Source organism: Rhizobacter sp. OV335 (genome assembly GCF_900142965.1).
GTDB lineage: Bacteria > Pseudomonadota > Gammaproteobacteria > Burkholderiales > Burkholderiaceae_C > Rhizobacter.
Genome location: NZ_FRCQ01000033.1, coordinates 13,197 through 27,416 on the forward strand (window position 1 = coordinate 13,197; position 14,220 = coordinate 27,416).

The 14,220-nt window shown below is 69.9% G+C and carries 12 protein-coding genes and 1 pseudogene; 8 read left to right on the forward strand and 5 right to left on the reverse strand.

The window, feature by feature from the left end:
• Nucleotides 1-163: 163 nt before the first annotated feature.
• Both BUE42_RS26465 and BUE42_RS26470 read right to left on the reverse strand, forming a co-directional pair.
• Entirely contained in the window at nt 164-865 is a 702-nt protein-coding gene (locus BUE42_RS26465) for an oxygenase MpaB family protein (RefSeq protein ID WP_073468285.1), read from the reverse strand.
• A complete protein-coding gene (locus tag BUE42_RS26470; RefSeq protein WP_073468286.1) occupies nt 862-1,338 on the reverse strand; it encodes an Lrp/AsnC family transcriptional regulator in 477 nt (158 codons plus the stop codon). The genes BUE42_RS26465 and BUE42_RS26470 overlap by 4 nt, the downstream gene beginning before the upstream one ends.
• 123 nt (nt 1,339-1,461) lie before the next feature.
• On the opposite strand from BUE42_RS26470, the gene BUE42_RS26475 reads away from it, so the two are divergent.
• The 3 genes and pseudogenes from BUE42_RS26475 (at nt 1,462) to BUE42_RS33945 (ending at nt 5,076) form a co-directional block, all read left to right on the forward strand.
• On the forward strand, nt 1,462-2,652 hold the full coding sequence (locus BUE42_RS26475; protein ID WP_073468287.1) for a M20 aminoacylase family protein: 1,191 nt from the start codon (nt 1,462-1,464) through the stop codon (nt 2,650-2,652).
• Nucleotides 2,653-3,855 (forward strand): annotated as a pseudogene (locus BUE42_RS33940) (diaminopropionate ammonia-lyase); the annotation flags it as partial.
• Between the two features lie 6 nt (nt 3,856-3,861).
• Nucleotides 3,862-5,076, forward strand: coding sequence for a Zn-dependent hydrolase (locus BUE42_RS33945; protein ID WP_235002630.1), 1,215 nt, complete (start codon nt 3,862-3,864; stop codon nt 5,074-5,076).
• Between the two features lie 145 nt (nt 5,077-5,221).
• On the opposite strand, the gene BUE42_RS26485 is transcribed toward BUE42_RS33945, so the two are convergent.
• On the reverse strand, nt 5,222-6,133 hold the full coding sequence (locus BUE42_RS26485) for an NAD(P)-dependent oxidoreductase (protein ID WP_073468289.1): 912 nt from the start codon (nt 6,131-6,133) through the stop codon (nt 5,222-5,224).
• Between the two features lie 53 nt (nt 6,134-6,186).
• On the opposite strand from BUE42_RS26485, the gene BUE42_RS26490 reads away from it, so the two are divergent.
• On the forward strand, nt 6,187-6,855 hold the full coding sequence (locus BUE42_RS26490) for a GntR family transcriptional regulator (protein ID WP_073468290.1): 669 nt from the start codon (nt 6,187-6,189) through the stop codon (nt 6,853-6,855).
• Here the strand turns inward: BUE42_RS26490 and BUE42_RS26495 are convergent.
• Nucleotides 6,843-7,826: an aldo/keto reductase gene (locus BUE42_RS26495; protein WP_073468291.1), complete on the reverse strand. Its 984-nt coding sequence runs from the start codon at nt 7,824-7,826 to the stop codon at nt 6,843-6,845. The two genes, BUE42_RS26490 and BUE42_RS26495, sit on opposite strands and share 13 nt — an antisense overlap.
• A 228-nt stretch (nt 7,827-8,054) precedes the next feature.
• Here BUE42_RS26495 and BUE42_RS26500 point away from each other — a divergent pair, with 228 nt between their 5' ends.
• Together BUE42_RS26500 and BUE42_RS26505 are read left to right on the forward strand one after the other, a co-directional pair.
• Nucleotides 8,055-10,133: a TonB-dependent receptor family protein gene (locus tag BUE42_RS26500; RefSeq protein ID WP_073468292.1), complete on the forward strand. Its 2,079-nt coding sequence runs from the start codon at nt 8,055-8,057 to the stop codon at nt 10,131-10,133.
• On the forward strand, nt 10,133-11,254 hold the full coding sequence (locus BUE42_RS26505; protein ID WP_073468293.1) for a PepSY-associated TM helix domain-containing protein: 1,122 nt from the start codon (nt 10,133-10,135) through the stop codon (nt 11,252-11,254). Before BUE42_RS26500 ends, BUE42_RS26505 begins: the two co-directional genes overlap by 1 nt.
• Before the next feature lie 191 nt (nt 11,255-11,445).
• On the opposite strand, the gene BUE42_RS26510 is transcribed toward BUE42_RS26505, so the two are convergent.
• Nucleotides 11,446-12,264, reverse strand: a complete 819-nt coding sequence (locus tag BUE42_RS26510; protein ID WP_073468294.1) for an SDR family NAD(P)-dependent oxidoreductase — start codon at nt 12,262-12,264, stop codon at nt 11,446-11,448.
• 111 nt (nt 12,265-12,375) lie between these two features.
• Between BUE42_RS26510 and BUE42_RS26515 the strand changes: the two genes are divergently transcribed.
• Complete coding sequence (locus BUE42_RS26515) at nt 12,376-13,356, forward strand: GlxA family transcriptional regulator (protein WP_073468295.1); 981 nt, start codon at nt 12,376-12,378, stop codon at nt 13,354-13,356.
• 123 nt (nt 13,357-13,479) lie between these two features.
• The gene (locus BUE42_RS26520) at nt 13,480-14,214 is read left to right on the forward strand and encodes a hypothetical protein (RefSeq protein ID WP_073468296.1); all 735 of its coding nucleotides are present in this window, start codon (nt 13,480-13,482) and stop codon (nt 14,212-14,214) included.
• The last annotated feature ends 6 nt before the right edge of the window (nt 14,215-14,220 follow it).

The window sequence follows — 14,220 nt, forward strand, 5'->3', positions numbered from 1 at the left end:
CTTGTCGATGGCGCGTCTGTCGAAGGGTTGCGTCCGAAGCGGGCCAGGCCTTCGACAAGCTCAGTCCGAACGGTTTCTTTGCAACCGCCGGGTCCCTTCAAGGACCTGATGTGCTCAGGGCGAACGGGGGCTTAGGGCAAACGGGGACTCAGCGCAACGGGGCTCAGTTCGAACGTGGGTCGGTGCGCGAACGGGGCGCGGTGCGGGAGCGGACGAGCGCCCTCACCCAACCACTCGCCTCCCCCAACCCCAGCACCTCCCGCACCCCCGGCTCCATCGTCGCCAGCATCCCCTGTCGGAACGCCCAGCGCGTGCCGAACGGCACCGTCAGCTTCACCACGTCGCGCAGGCACAGGCGCGCCAGGCGCTCGCCTTCGGGCGTGCGGGCCATGCAGCGCGCTTCATACTCGCGCTGCAGTTGCTGCCACTGCGGCAGCGCCTCGGGCAGCTCGCTTATCCCCATCTCACGCCCCACGCGCTGCCAGAAGGCCAGCAGCAACGCGGTCTCGTGCGCCTCCAGCTTCACCCGCGCATGCCGTGCGTTCCAGCGCAGTGGCTCCAGGAAGAACGTGGCCAGCACGTAGCGGTAGTCGCTCGCATCCGCCGGCACATGGCGGTGCACATCTCGCAACCGCTGCAGCGCCACCCGCCCCGCCTCGCTGTCGAAGCCGTGGCAGATCAGCTCGCGCAGCGTCTGCCGCGTGCGCGCCAGCCGGGCCTGCGTCTGCGACACCAGCTGCGCATGCCCGTACAGCGTCGTCACCAGGTGCGCGATGCCCATCATGCGGATCAGCGCCAGGTAGGTGCCGATGCGAAACGTCATCCGGTGCCGGCCGTAGTACAGCGCCTCGATCTGCGTCGTCATGCCCCGGCCTCCCCCGGCTCGGCCAGCGCGATGCGCGTCTCGAACTTCGAGCAGTTCATCGCGAAGGTGCTCTTGAAATTCCGCACGTTGTTGTTCGACGAAAACACCTCGCGCGTGAACGCGTGGTACCGCTCCATCGACGCCGAGTTCACGATCAGCAAGAAGTCGAACTCGCCCGACACCTCGTAGCAGGCCATCACGTCGTCCTGCGCCGCCATCTTCTTCTCGAAGTTGCGCAACAGCGCATCGTTCTGCTTGTCGAGCTCGACCGAGACGAACACCGTCAGCGGCCGCCCCACGCGCTGCCGGTCGACGATCGCCACCTGCTTCATCAGCACGCCCGAGGCCTTCAGTTGCGCAATGCGGCGCTGGCAGGTGGCCGGCGAGCTGTGCACCCGCTCGGCCAGCGTGCGCATCGGCAGCGAGGCATCGTGTTGCAGCAGGTTCAGGATCTGGGTGTCGAGTCGGTCCATTCGCCCATTCTCGGCCAGCAAAACGGGACAAACGCATCACGCGACGCCCGATCGCGATGATTCCGCTCACGCGCTGCTGCCGACAATGCAGCATCCCAGCGTCCGTCCTGCCCGGAGCCCGCGATGTCCACGCCATCCTCCCCCTCAGCCACCGAGTTCGAAGCCCAGCTTCAAAGCTGGCGCCACCACCTGCACCGCCACCCCGAGACCGGCTTCAACGAGCGCCGCACCGCCGACCACGTCGCCCGCGTGCTCGAGCTGCTGGGCATCGAGGTGGAGCGCGGCATCGGCGGCACCGGCGTGGTGGGCACGCTGACGGTGGGCACCGGCCGCGGCGCGATCGGGCTGCGTGCCGACATGGATGCCCTCGCCCTCACCGAAGCCGCCGAGGGCCGCGCCCACGCGTCGCTGAACCCCGGCTGCATGCACGCCTGCGGGCACGACGGCCACATGGCGATGCTGCTCGGCGCGGCGCAGCTGCTCGCGCAGCGGCGGGATTTCGACGGCAGCGTGCGCTTCATCTTCCAGCCCGCCGAAGAGCACGGCCGCGGCGCGGCGGCGATGATGGCCGACGGCCTGTTCGAGCGCTTCCCGGTCGACGAGATCTACGGCGCACACAACATGCCCGGCCTGCCGGTCGGCCACATCGCCACGCGCGTCGGCGGCATCATGGCCAGCGAAGACAACTTCGTGATCCGCATCACCGGCCGCGGCGGCCACGCGGCGCGGCCGCACATGGCGGTGGACCCGCTGGTGATCGGCGCCGAGATCGTGCTGGCGCTGCAGACCATCGTCGCGCGCTCGGTCGACCCGGGGCAGCCGACCGTCGTCTCGTGCACCGAGTTCATCACCGACGGGATCCGCAACGCGCTTCCGACGCACGTGACGATCAAGGGCGACACCCGCAGCTATGCGCCCGAGGTGCAGGCGCTGCTCGCGCGGCGCATGCGCGAGCTGTGCGAGGGCATCTGCGCGGCGCATGGCGCGAGCTGTAGCGTCGAGTACACGCACGAGTTCGCGCCGACGGTGAACTGGGCGCAATGCGTGCCGGTCGCGGTGGCCGCCGCGGTCGAGGTGGTGGGCACGGACCGGGTCGATGACGACGTGGCTCCGATGATGATCTCGGAGGATTTCGGCGCCTTCCTGCGCGTGGTGCCCGGCGCCTTCGTCTTCATCGGCAACGGCGATGGCGACAGCCCCGGCGCGGTGCCGCTGCACAACGCGCGCTACGACTTCAACGACGCGCTGCTGCCGATCGGCGCGCGCTTCTTCGCGGAAATCATTCGCCAGCGGCTGCCGCGGCGGGAGGCCTGAATGCTGTTCGTCAACCCGCGGGCTGAGCGCCGGTCTTACGACGCCACGCTGCAGGCGATCCTGAATGTCGAGTCCGGGCGCGAGGGCCGGCGCTGGCTGCGGGCGTGGTCGCTGTTGAACGAAGGCGCCACGCCGCTGTGGCCGCTGCCGCGGCTCGCCGCGCAGCTCGGCATCGCGCACCTCGCGGTCAAGGATGAATCGACGCGCTCGCCGCTCGGCAGCTTCAAGGCGCTGGGGGCGCCGCTCGCGCTGCTGCGGCTGGTGTTGCGGCGCTGGCCAAATCGCGGGTGGCAGCCGGCCGATTTGCTGGCCGGGAAGCACGGCGCCGAACTGCGCGAGCTGGTGGTCATCAGCGCGACCGACGGCAACCACGGCCGCGCACTCGCGGCAGCCGCGCAGAGCATCGGCTGCCGCTGCGTGATCGTGCTGCACGCGCACGTCAGCGCCGAGCGCGAGGCACCGATCGCCGCGTTCGGTGCCGAGATCGTCCGCATCGCCGGCGACTACGACGCGTCGGTGCGCGAGGCCGCGCGGCTCGCCTCGGCGAACGGCTGGACGGTCGTCTCCGACACCTCGTACGACGGTTATGAAGAGATCCCTCGCGATGTGATGCAGGGCTACGGCACGATCGCCGACGAGGTGCTGGAGACGGGTGGGCCGCCGTTCACGCACGTCATCGTGCAGGGCGGCGTCGGCGGGCTCGCGGCCGGTGTTGTCAGCCATCTCTGGGAGCGCTTCGGCGCACAGCGGCCGACGTTCATCGTCGTCGAGCCGGCGCAGGCGGATTGCCTGCTGCAGAGCGCGCGCAGCGGTCGGGCCGCGCGCGCCAGTGGCTCGGTCGATTCGGTGATGGCCGGGCTGGCCTGCGGCGAGACTTCGCCGCTCGCGTGGCGCTTCTTGCAATCTGCCGTCGATGCGTTCATCACGGTGGATGACGATGCGGCCGTGCAGGCGATGCGCATGCTCGCCGAAGGCAGCGCCGGCGACGTGCCGGTGCTCGCCGGGGAATCGGGTGCGGCCGGGCTGGCGGGCTTGATCGCCGCGTTGGCCGATCGCGGCGCAGCGCAGCAACTCGGCCTCGACGCGAACGCCCGCGTGCTGCTGCTGAACACCGAGGGTGCGACGGCGCCGGGCGTCTACGAATCGCTCACCGGTCAATCGCCCGATGCGGTGCTGGCGGCGCAGGCCGCGTGGCGGGCGCGCGAAGGCATCGACGGCGCAGCGCTGCTGGCGCGCATCGACCAACACGCCCGCATCGGCGCGATCGACGGCGGCGGCGTCTGCCGCATCGCGCTGACCGATGCGGATCGCGCGGGCCGCGAGCAGCTGGTGCAGTGGATGAAGGAGGCCGGGCTCGAGGTGCACGTCGACCAGATCGGCAACCTCTTCGGCATCCGCGCCGGCACGCACGACCTGCCGCCGGTGATGACCGGTTCGCACATCGATACCGTCGCCACCGGTGGCCGCTACGACGGCATCTACGGCGTGATGGCTGGACTGAAGGTGGTGCGGTGGCTCGACGCGCACGGCGTGCGCACGCGCCGCCCGCTGGTGGTTGCGGCCTTCACCAACGAAGAAGGCGTGCGCTTCATGCCCGACATGATGGGCTCGCTGGTGCATGCCGGCGGGCTGCCGCTGCAGCAAGCGCTCGACACGATCGGCACCGACGGCGCGCGGCTCGGCGACGAGCTGCAGCGCATCGGCTTCGCCGGTGCGATGCGCTGCGGCACGATCCGCCCGCATGCCTTCGTCGAGCTGCACATCGAGCAGGGGCCGGTGCTGGAGTCCGAAGGCATCGCGATCGGCGCGGTGCACGACCTGCAGGGCATCTCATGGCAGTCGATCGCGATCCAGGGGCAGTCGAACCACGCGGGCACCACGCCGATGCACCTGCGCCGTGACGCCGGGCATTGCGCGGCGGCGATCGCCGTCTTCGTGCGCGAGCTGGCGCTGCGCTTCGGCGGCGCGCAGGTGGGAACGGTCGGCGCGATCGAGCTGCACCCGAACCTGATCAACGTGATCGCGTCGCGCGCGACGCTGACGGTCGATCTGCGCAACACCGACGAGGCGGTGCTGCAGCATGCCGAGGCCGAGCTGGACGGCTTCGTGCAGCGGCTCGCGGCCGAGCAAGGCGTGACGATCACCGCGCGACCGCTGGCCCGCTTCGAGCCGGTGCGTTTCGACGAGCGGCTGGTCGGCCGCATCGAGCAGGCCGCGGCGGCGCGCGGGCTCACGCAGCGGCGCATCACGTCGGGCGCGGGGCACGACGCGCAGATGATCGCGCGCATCGCGCCGTCGGCAATGATCTTCGTGCCCAGCCGCGGCGGCATCAGCCACAACCAGCGTGAGTTCACTGCGCCCGGTCAGCTGCGCGACGGCGCGAACGTGCTGCTCGATGTGCTGCGGGCGCTGGCGGACGAATAGCAAAGCACCCCGTAGCAAATCACCCCGTTCGCCCTGAGCCTGTCGAAGGGCCTGCGCGCTTGGCACCACGGCTTCGACAAGCTCAGCCTGAACGGGTGAGGCACAACCCTTCGACGGACGGGCCCTCGACAAGCTCGGTCCCTGCTCAGGGCGAACGGGGATGGGGAGGCACCAGCGTCGTGCCGGTGATCTGCTCCTGCGCCTCCACCAGCGACGGCACGAACTTCGCGCCATGGCCCAACGCGCTGGCCAGCGTCAGCGACTGGTGCACCGCCTCGCCCAACCAGGCCGGCACCGTCAGGCTCTCGGCCAGGTGCGTGTAGTAGCGCAGATCCTTGCGCGCGTTGTCGAGCTCGAACGACAAGCCCTTCACGTCGCCCTGCAGCGTCTTCGCCATCGCCTGGAACAGCCCGGAGTTGACCGCGCCGACCGTCGTCACCGCCACCAGCTGACCCAGGTCGACCCCAGCACGCCGGCCGACCGCGAAGGCCTCGGCCGTCGACGTGCAGATGGCCTGTGCCATGAAGTTGTAGAGCAGCTTGACGACATGCCCCGCACCCGGCGGGCCGACGTGGTGCAGGTTCTCCGCGAAGCAGCGCAGCAACGGCTCGACGCGCGCGAAATCGGCCTGCTCGGCGCCGACCATCACCGTCAGCCGGCCGGCCTCCGCATCGGGAGCCGAGCGCGCCAGCGGCGCGTCGATCAGCAGCACCTGCTGCGCGGCACAGCGCTCGCGCAACACCGCGGTCGAGGCCGGCTCGCTGGTCGAGCAGTCGACGATCACGAGCCCCGGCTTCGGCCGCGCAAGCAGCCCGCCGTCGCCGGCGAACAGCCCCTCGACCTGCGGCGTGCCGGTCACGCAGATGAACACCACGTCGCAACGCGCGGCCAGCTCGGCCGGCGTGTCGAGCTGCAGCGCGCCACGCTCGATCAGGTCGGCCACGCGCTCGCGGTTGCGGTGCACGGTGAGGTGCAGCGCGTGCCCCTTCAGCTGCAGGTTCTTCGCGATGCCGTGGCCCATCAGGCCGCTGGCGCCGATGAATCCGATGTTGCTCATTTGGTGGTCTCCTGGTGTCTTGTTGATGGGACTGTTGGCAGAATCGATCGCTCATGACGCGCCCCACCGCCCCCTCGCCGCTGCCCGCCGACGCGCAAGACGTCGCCCGGCTGCTCGGCGAAGACATCATCTTCGGCCGGCTCGCGCCCGGCAGCCGCCTGGTCGAAGACCCGCTGATGGCGCGCTTCGGCGCGACGCGCCACGGCGTGCGCCAGGCGCTGGCCGAGCTGGAGCGCATCGGCATCGTGGTGCGCGAAAAGAACAAGGGCGCCAGCGTGCGCGCACTGGCCGCCACCGAGGTGCGGCAGATCTACGAGGTGCGCGAGCTGCTGCACCGGCAGGCGGCGCTGCGAATTCCGCTGCCGGCCGATGCCGCGCTGGTGTCGGCGCTCGAAGCGCTGCACCGGCAGTTCGTCGCCGCGCTGCACGCTGGCGACCACGGCACGGTGCACCGCATCAACGACGAGTTCCACCTGACGCTGTTCGGCGGCTGCGGCAACCCGTACCTCGTCGACTCGATCCGCCACTTCATGTGGCTGAGCCTGCCGGTGCGGGCCCAGCGCACCGCCGCGGCCGGCCATTCGGAAGCTGCGGCCGAAGAGCACCTGCAGATGATCCGGCTGCTGAAGGGTCGCGACAACGCGGCGTTGGCAGAGCTGTGCGTCGCGCATCTGCAGCTGGCGAAGCGGGACTACCTGGAGGCCACCGATCACCAGCGGTGATGGACCTGGGCCTTCGCGTGTTTCTCGTAGATGGCGTTGACGGCCCGCATCGTCTCGGCTGACAAGGCCGGCAGGTCGGCCGCGTTCATGTTCTCCTCGACCTGCGCCGGCTTGCGCCCTCCGGGAATCGCACAGGTCACCGCCTCTTGCATCAGGATCCAGCGCAGCGCGAACTGCGCCAGCGTCTGGCCGGCCGGCACCAGCGGGCGCAGTGCCTCGACCGCTTCGAGCCCGCTCGCATAGTCGAGCCCCGAGAAGGTCTCGCCCTTGTCGAACGCCGCGCCTTCGCGGTTGAAGCTGCGGTGGTCGTCGGCGGCGAACTGCGTCTGGCGCGTCAGCCCGCCCGACAGCAGGCCCGACGACAGCGGCAGCCGCGCGAGGATGCCGACGCGGCGCGCCAGCGCCTCGCGGAACAGCAGCTCGGCCGGCCGCTGGCGGAAGATGTTGTAGATGATCTGCACCGACTGCACGCCGGGGAAGTCGATCGCCTTCAGCGCCTCTTCGACCTTCTCGACGCTGACACCGTAGTGGCGCAGCTTGCCGGCCCGCACCAGGTCGTCGAGCACGCCGAACACCTCGGGCATGTAGTACACCGGCGTCGGCGGGCAGTGCAGCTGCAGCAGGTCGAGCGCGTCGGTGCCGAGGTTGCGCAGGCTGCGCTCGACGAAGGCAGTCAGGTTCTCGCGGTTGTAGCCCTCGGCCGCATGCGGGCTCAGCCGCCGGCCGGCCTTGGTGGCCACGTAGAAGGTCTCGCTGCGCTCCTTGCGCAGTCGCGCGATCAGCCGCTCGCTGTGGCCGTCGCCATACACGTCGGCGGTGTCGAAGAAGTTGACGCCCAGGTCGAGCGCGCGGTGCAGCGCGGCCATCGATTCGCCGTCGTTCACCTGGCCCCAGGTGCCGCCGATGGCCCAGGCGCCGAAGCTGATCGTGGACACCTTCCAGCCGGTGCGGCCAAGTTCGCGGTAATGCATGGGTCTGTCTCCAGAGATGTTTCGCGGATTATCGATAATTTCACGCGCACGGGGCCAATTGGGAACGTTTCTCAACACGGTAGCCCGGCGATTTATCATGCGCGCACGGCGAATGTCGTCCATCGTTTCATCAATCGCCAGCCATCGCGCTCCCAATGGAACCGCATCCGGTCCCGGGTCGCCCAGCCAGCACAAGTGCCCGCAACAGGGCATCGGAGCCTCTTTTCCATGGCAGTTCACCCCTCCTTCCGTCCGCTGACGGCCATTGCGCTCGCGATCGTCGCGTTGCCGCTCGTCGTGCGCGCCCAGCAGTCCGACGCGGCTGAAGTCACGCTCGAACCGGTGCAGGTCAGCGGCAACTGGCTGGGCAGCGGCCTGCAGAACAGCGTGAAGAGCTTCGCCGGGGCACGCACCGTCGTGAAGAAGGAAGAGATCGAGCAGACCGGCGCGGCCTCGATCGGCGACGTGATGCGACGCATCCCCGGCGTGCAGTCGACCGAGAACTCCGGCAGCGCCGGCAGCGCGATCTCGCTGAACATCGGCGTGCGCGGGCTGACCGGGCGCTACTCGCCGCGCTCCACCGTGCTGCTCGACGGCATCCCGCTGGCGGTCGCGCCCTACGGCCAGCCGCAGCTGTCGTTCGCGCCGGTGAGCCTGAACAACATCGAGTCGGTCGACGTCGTGCGCGGCGGCGGCGCGGTGCGCTACGGGCCGCAGAACGTCGGCGGCATCATCAACTTCAACACCCGCTCGATCCCGGCCACCGACACGTTGAGCGGCGACGCGACGGTGCGCTACAACGACTTCAGCGAAGGTGGCGGGCACAACACGCAGTACAGCCTGTTCCTCGGCCGTGAACTCGACAACGGGCTCGGCCTGGCGCTGCTGTATTCCGGGCTGGACGGCAGCGAATGGCGCGCCAACAGCGACGAGAAGGTGAACGACCTGGCCGTCAAGTTCCGCCAGCCGCTCGTCGGCAAGGCCGAGGTCTACGGCAAGCTCTCGTACTACGACGTCACCTCGCGCACGCCCGGCGGCCTGACCCCGGCGCAGTACGACGCCGACCCGTTCCGGAACACCCGCCCCACCGACTACTGGAGCGGCGTGCGCAAGGGCATCGACCTGGGCTACCTGAACCCGCTGTCGGCCACGCAGGAGGCCGAGGTGCGGCTCTACTACAACGAGAGTTCGCGAGCGAGCGTGCTGATCAACACCGGCGGCACCTTGCTGACGCACCAGCCGCGCAACTACCGCGTGCTGGGCGTCGAGCCGCGCTACACGCAGCGCCTCGCATTCGGCAGCGTGGCGCACGACGTGACGGTGGGCTACCGGTTCGTGCGCGAGCGCGGCGACGACAACAGCTTCACCGAGAACTTCCCGAGTGGCGGGGCCAACCCGACGACCAGCTTCGAGAACGAGACCGACGCCCATGCGGTGTATGTGGACGATCGCATCGCGATCGGCAACTGGCGCATCACGCCGGGCGTGCGCTTCGAGCACATCAGCACCACGCGGATCGACGGTGCTGGCAAGACCTTCGACACCGACAACAACAAGGCGCTGCCGTCGGTGAACGTGGCATGGCTGGTGACCAGCGAGTGGACGCTGTTCAGCAACTACAACACCTCGTTCGGCCCGGTGCAGAACATCCAGCTGAACTCGCAGACGGCCACCAACCCGCTGAAGCCCGAGGTCGCGAAGACCTTCGAGCTCGGCACGCGCTGGAAGAGCGCGACGCTGAGCGCGGAGCTGACGGCCTTCCGGCTGCGCTTCGACAACCAGATCCAGCAGGTGACTGCAGGCGCGTTCCCCAGGTTCGCGAACCTGGGCGCCACCAAGCACGACGGCGTCGAGACGGCGCTCGACTACAGCTTCGACAAGGACAGCGCCCTCGCCGGCCTGAACGTCTTCGCGAACTACACGCACACGCGGGCACTGCAGGAGTCGGGCGACACGGCGGGCAACGAGGTGCCGTTCTACTCGCGCGACACCGACACCGTCGGCGCGCGCTACCGGCTGGCCGCGTGGTCGTTCAACCTGTCGAGCACGCACCAGAGCTCGCAGTTCTCGGACAACGCCAACGGCTGGGCTGAAACCGTCAACGGTGGCGCCGGTCTCGTCCCCGGCTACCGCCTGTGGAACGCGCAGGTCGGCTGGAAGCTGCCGACCGCCACCGCGATCGATGTGCAGGTGGGCATCAACAACCTGGCGGACAAGCGCTACTACACGCGCAACGTCGACGGCAACCTCGGCCGCATGGTGGGCGCGCCGCGCACCACCTACGTCCAGGCGCGCGTGGCGTTCTGATGAGCGCCATCGCGCAAGCGCCGTCGCGACGCCAGGGGCTGCGCCGCGTGTGGCTGCGGCTGCACCGCTGGATGGGGCTCAGCGTCGGCTGGGTGCTGGCCATCGTCGGGCTGCTCGGCGCGGTGCTGGTGGTCGCGCAGCCGGTGGACCGCTGGGCGCATCCGAACCTGTTCAAGGCAGACACCCAGGTCGAGGCAGCCGGCGGGACCGCGGTGGCGCTGGAGCCGATCCGGCAGCGCCTGGTCGCCGAGTTCGGCAGCGCCAGCGCGATGACCTTCCGCCCGCCGCGCACGTCTGACGAGACGCTGTGGGTGCTGGTGCGCGGCAAGCGCTGGGGCGGCACCGTCTACTTCGATCCCGTCACCGGCCGCGAGCAGGGCCGGCGCGGCGACAGCGAAGGCTTCGTCGGCTTCACGTTCAAGCTGCACAGCTCGCTGCTGCTGCAGGACACCGGCAAGGCGATGCTCGCGTGCGGCGCGCTGGCCTACCTGCTGATGCTGGTGACCGGCGTGGTGCTGTGGTGGCCGCGGCGCTGGCCGCCGTCGTGGCGCGTCGAGCTGCGCCAGGGCGTGCTGCGCGGGCTGTTCGACCTGCACCGCACCGGCGGCGTGATCATGGGGCTGGTGATCGCGGTGTCGGTGGCGAGCGGCGCCTACATGGCGTGGCGGCCACTCGGCGAGTTCGTCACCTTCCTGGCCGGCGGCACGTTCATGCGCCCACCGGCCCTGCCGAAAGAGGCGAAGGACGCGCCGGGCGGATCGCCCGTCACCGTCGACGAGCTGGCCGCGCAGGCGCAGCGGCAGTTCCCTGCGGACCCGATCGGCTACATCCAGTTGCCCGGCCCGGACCGCCCGGTGCGCGTGCGCATGCGGCTGCCCGACGATCCGCATCCGAACGGGTTGACTTCCGTCTGGCTGCACCCGCGCACCGGTGAAGTCCTGTCGGTGCAACGCTGGAGTGAATTGGATCCGGGCGGCCGCGCGGTGGCCTGGGTCTACCCGCTGCACGTCGGCGAGCTCGGCGGCCTGCCGCAGCAGGTGCTGACCTTCTTCAGCGGCCTGGCACTCGGCGGCCTCGGGCTGACCGGCGTGTGGCTGTGGTGGCGACGCCGGCCGGCCTGAGCAAAACGGGGCAGGACTGAGCCCACCCTCGTTCGGGCTGAGCTTGTCGAAGCCCCGGTCCGATGCGAGCAGGCCCTTCGACAGGCTCAGGGCGAACGGGGCATTGCCGTTCGGGCTGAGCTTGTCGAAGCCCCCCCGAGCGTCGGACACAACCCTTCGACGGACGGGCCCTCGACAAGCTCGGTCCCTGCTCAGGGCGAACGGGTTTGTGCGGTCGTAGTCAGCCGCGCGGCCGGCTTGCGGCTCGACAGGAAGGGCCCGAGCGCCGCACGCGCCGCCTCGAACGACTGCCAGACCGCCAGGTCCGGCAACGCCGGGATCGTCACCACCTCGCCCTGGTCGAACGCGACCAGCGAGGCATCGACCATGTCCTCGGCCGACATCACGATCTCGCTCGGCAGGTGCTCGACCGGCAGCCCCGCCAACGCCCAGAAATCGGTGCGCGTCGCGCCCGGCAGCACGGCCTGCACCCGCACGCCCTTCGCGCCGATCTCGTGCTGCAGCGCCTCGGTGAAATTCAGCACGTAGGCCTTGGTGCCGCCGTAGGCGCCGTTCAGCAGCGCCGGCGCGACCGCCGCGATCGACGAGATGTTGATGATCGCGCCCAGTCCGCGCTTCACCAGCCGCGGCGCCACCGCGCGCGCGAGCCGCGTCAGCGCGACGACGTTCAGCTGGATCATCTCGTCGAGCCGGTCCGGCGACGAATCGACGATCGGCGCGGCGACGTTGAAGCCGGCGTTGTTGACCAACACCCCGATGCCGTCGTCCGACTGCAGGCGCTCGGCGATGCGCTGCTGGTCCTGCGGCTTCGTCAGGTCGGCCACCAGCACCTCGGTGCGGCGGCCGGTCTGCGCGGTGATGCGCGCGGCCAGGGCCTGCAGCCGTTCGCCGTTGCGGGCAACCAGCACCAGGTCGTGGCCACGCCGGGCCAGGCGGTCGGCGTAGACCGCACCGATGCCGGAGGAGGCGCCGGTGATCAACGCGGTGCCGAGAGGATTCGTGGAGCTCATGTCGATGTCCTTCAGGAACGCCGTGCCAGGCGGAAGTGCGGCACGCGGCGATTGACAGCTCGAAGCTTGCGCCGTATCGTTTTGACTCATAAGTCCTGGAAGCCTCGTTTCGTGCCATCTTCCAAAAACGCCCCCGTCCGCCGCATCGGCGTGATCGTCTTCCCCGGCTTCCAGATCCTCGACCTCGCGCCGATCGCCGCCTTCGAGCTCGCGAACCTGTACGCCGGGCGGGTGGTGTACGAGGTCGAGCTGCTGTCCGAGCACGGTGGGCTGGTGCGCAGCTCGTCGGGGGCCACGGTCGATTCGAAGCCGTTCAGTGCGGTGCGCTACGACACGCTGGTCGCCACCGGCGCGCTCGACGTCGCACCGACCACCGAGGGCCTGTGCCGCTTCCTCGCGCGCAGCCTGAAGCGCGTGCGGCGCATCACCAGCATCTGCAGCGGCGCATTCATCCTGGCCGAGGCCGGGCTGCTCGATGGCCGCCGCGCCACCACGCACTGGAACTTCGCGCAGGCGCTGCAGAACCGCTTCCCGCGCATCACGGTGCAGCCCGACCGCATCTACGTCAACGACGGCCCGATCTGGACCTCCGCCGGCATGACGGCCGGCATCGACCTGGTGCTCGCGCTGATCGAGGAAGACCTCGACGCCGAATGCACCCTCTTCATCGCGAAGAAGCTGGTCGTCTACCACCGCCGCATCGGCGGGCAGACGCAGTTCTCGGCGCTGCTCGAGCTCGCGCCCGACTCCGACCGCATCCAGAAGACGCTGACCCATGCGCGCGCAAACCTGCGCGACGAGCTGTCGGTCGACGAACTCGCCGAGGTCGCGCACCTGAGCCCGCGCCAGTTCAGCCGCGCGTTCAAGGCCGAGACGGGGCAGTCGCCGGCGCGCGCGATCGAGCAGCTGCGCGTGGAAGCGGCCCGCGCGCTGATCGACACCGGGCAGCTCTCGCTGGTGGTGATCGCGCGCGACACCGGCTTCGGCGACCCCGAGCGCATGCGGCGCGCGTTCATTCGGGCCTTCGGGCAGCCGCCGCAAGGCATCCGTCGCAGTACACGTGAGCTACAACGCGAGCAACAACGCGCCTGATTTGTCACGCAGGCGCACACAGCAGCGCCATTCGTCTGGACATCGACGGTGCGTTCTGCATCGTTCCTGCAGAACTGTTCGATAGCGTGTCCGCTTCCGGTATGAACACGAAGGCGGACGGGCATGAGCGACGAGATGGAGACCCAGTTGATGCGCTGGCCGCTGCGGCTGCTGCTGCAAGGGCTGGACGCACGCGACGAGAACGCGGTGCGCCACTTCCTGGCGCGCGCCACCCGCCAGCTGAAGCACGAGTGGCAGGTGGTGCATGACGGGGATGCCGAGGTCGTGCTGGTCGCGGGCCTCGAGGTCGACACGGTGCGCGGCATGCTGGAGCCGCCGCTGATGACGCTGCACCTGGTGCCCGCTGCGCAGGATTCGCGCGCACTGGCCTGGCGCACCGGCCGCGCACCCGGCAGCGTGCTGAGCAGCCCGCTGCAGTTCGACGCGCTGGTCGAAGCCCTCGAATGCGCCGAGCACTGCGCCACCGGCGAGGTCCCGGCCTCGTTCACGCAACTGTCGGCCGGCTGCCGCTTCCGGCTGCGCCGCTGGCCGCCCGCCGGGCTGCTGTGGGACGACGCCGAGAACCTGCGCCTCGCCAGCTTCCTGCTGACGCGCTCGCTCGACCTCGAGAAGCTGATGCGGCTCAGCAATGTCGCCGCCGACAAGTGCGTCGCCTTCATCACGCGGATGGCCGCCGCGAACCTGCTGCACCTCGAACCCGGCGGCCCGATCATCGAGCCCTTGTCACCCTCGCCCATGCCACCCGTGCGCAGCGATGCCTCGTCGCGCCGCCCCACCCGCGCCCCGACCGGCCTGCTGCACGCGTTGCGCCGGCGCCTGGGGCTGGCGAGCCGCTGAACGGAG

Excerpts from the sequence above, each read along its gene's own strand:
- BUE42_RS26465 (WP_073468285.1), bottom strand. The coding sequence starts at position 865 with ATGACGACGCAGATCGAGGCGCTGTACTACGGCCGGCACCGGATGACG.
- BUE42_RS26470 (WP_073468286.1), bottom strand. The coding sequence starts at position 1,338 with ATGGACCGACTCGACACCCAGATCCTGAACCTGCTGCAACACGATGCC.
- BUE42_RS26475 (WP_073468287.1), top strand. The coding sequence starts at position 1,462 with ATGTCCACGCCATCCTCCCCCTCAGCCACCGAGTTCGAAGCCCAGCTT.
- BUE42_RS26485 (WP_073468289.1), bottom strand. The coding sequence starts at position 6,133 with ATGAGCAACATCGGATTCATCGGCGCCAGCGGCCTGATGGGCCACGGC.
- BUE42_RS26490 (WP_073468290.1), top strand. The coding sequence starts at position 6,187 with ATGACGCGCCCCACCGCCCCCTCGCCGCTGCCCGCCGACGCGCAAGAC.
- BUE42_RS26495 (WP_073468291.1), bottom strand. The coding sequence starts at position 7,826 with ATGCATTACCGCGAACTTGGCCGCACCGGCTGGAAGGTGTCCACGATC.
- BUE42_RS26500 (WP_073468292.1), top strand. The coding sequence starts at position 8,055 with ATGGCAGTTCACCCCTCCTTCCGTCCGCTGACGGCCATTGCGCTCGCG.
- BUE42_RS26505 (WP_073468293.1), top strand. The coding sequence starts at position 10,133 with ATGAGCGCCATCGCGCAAGCGCCGTCGCGACGCCAGGGGCTGCGCCGC.
- BUE42_RS26510 (WP_073468294.1), bottom strand. The coding sequence starts at position 12,264 with ATGAGCTCCACGAATCCTCTCGGCACCGCGTTGATCACCGGCGCCTCC.
- BUE42_RS26520 (WP_073468296.1), top strand. The coding sequence starts at position 13,480 with ATGAGCGACGAGATGGAGACCCAGTTGATGCGCTGGCCGCTGCGGCTG.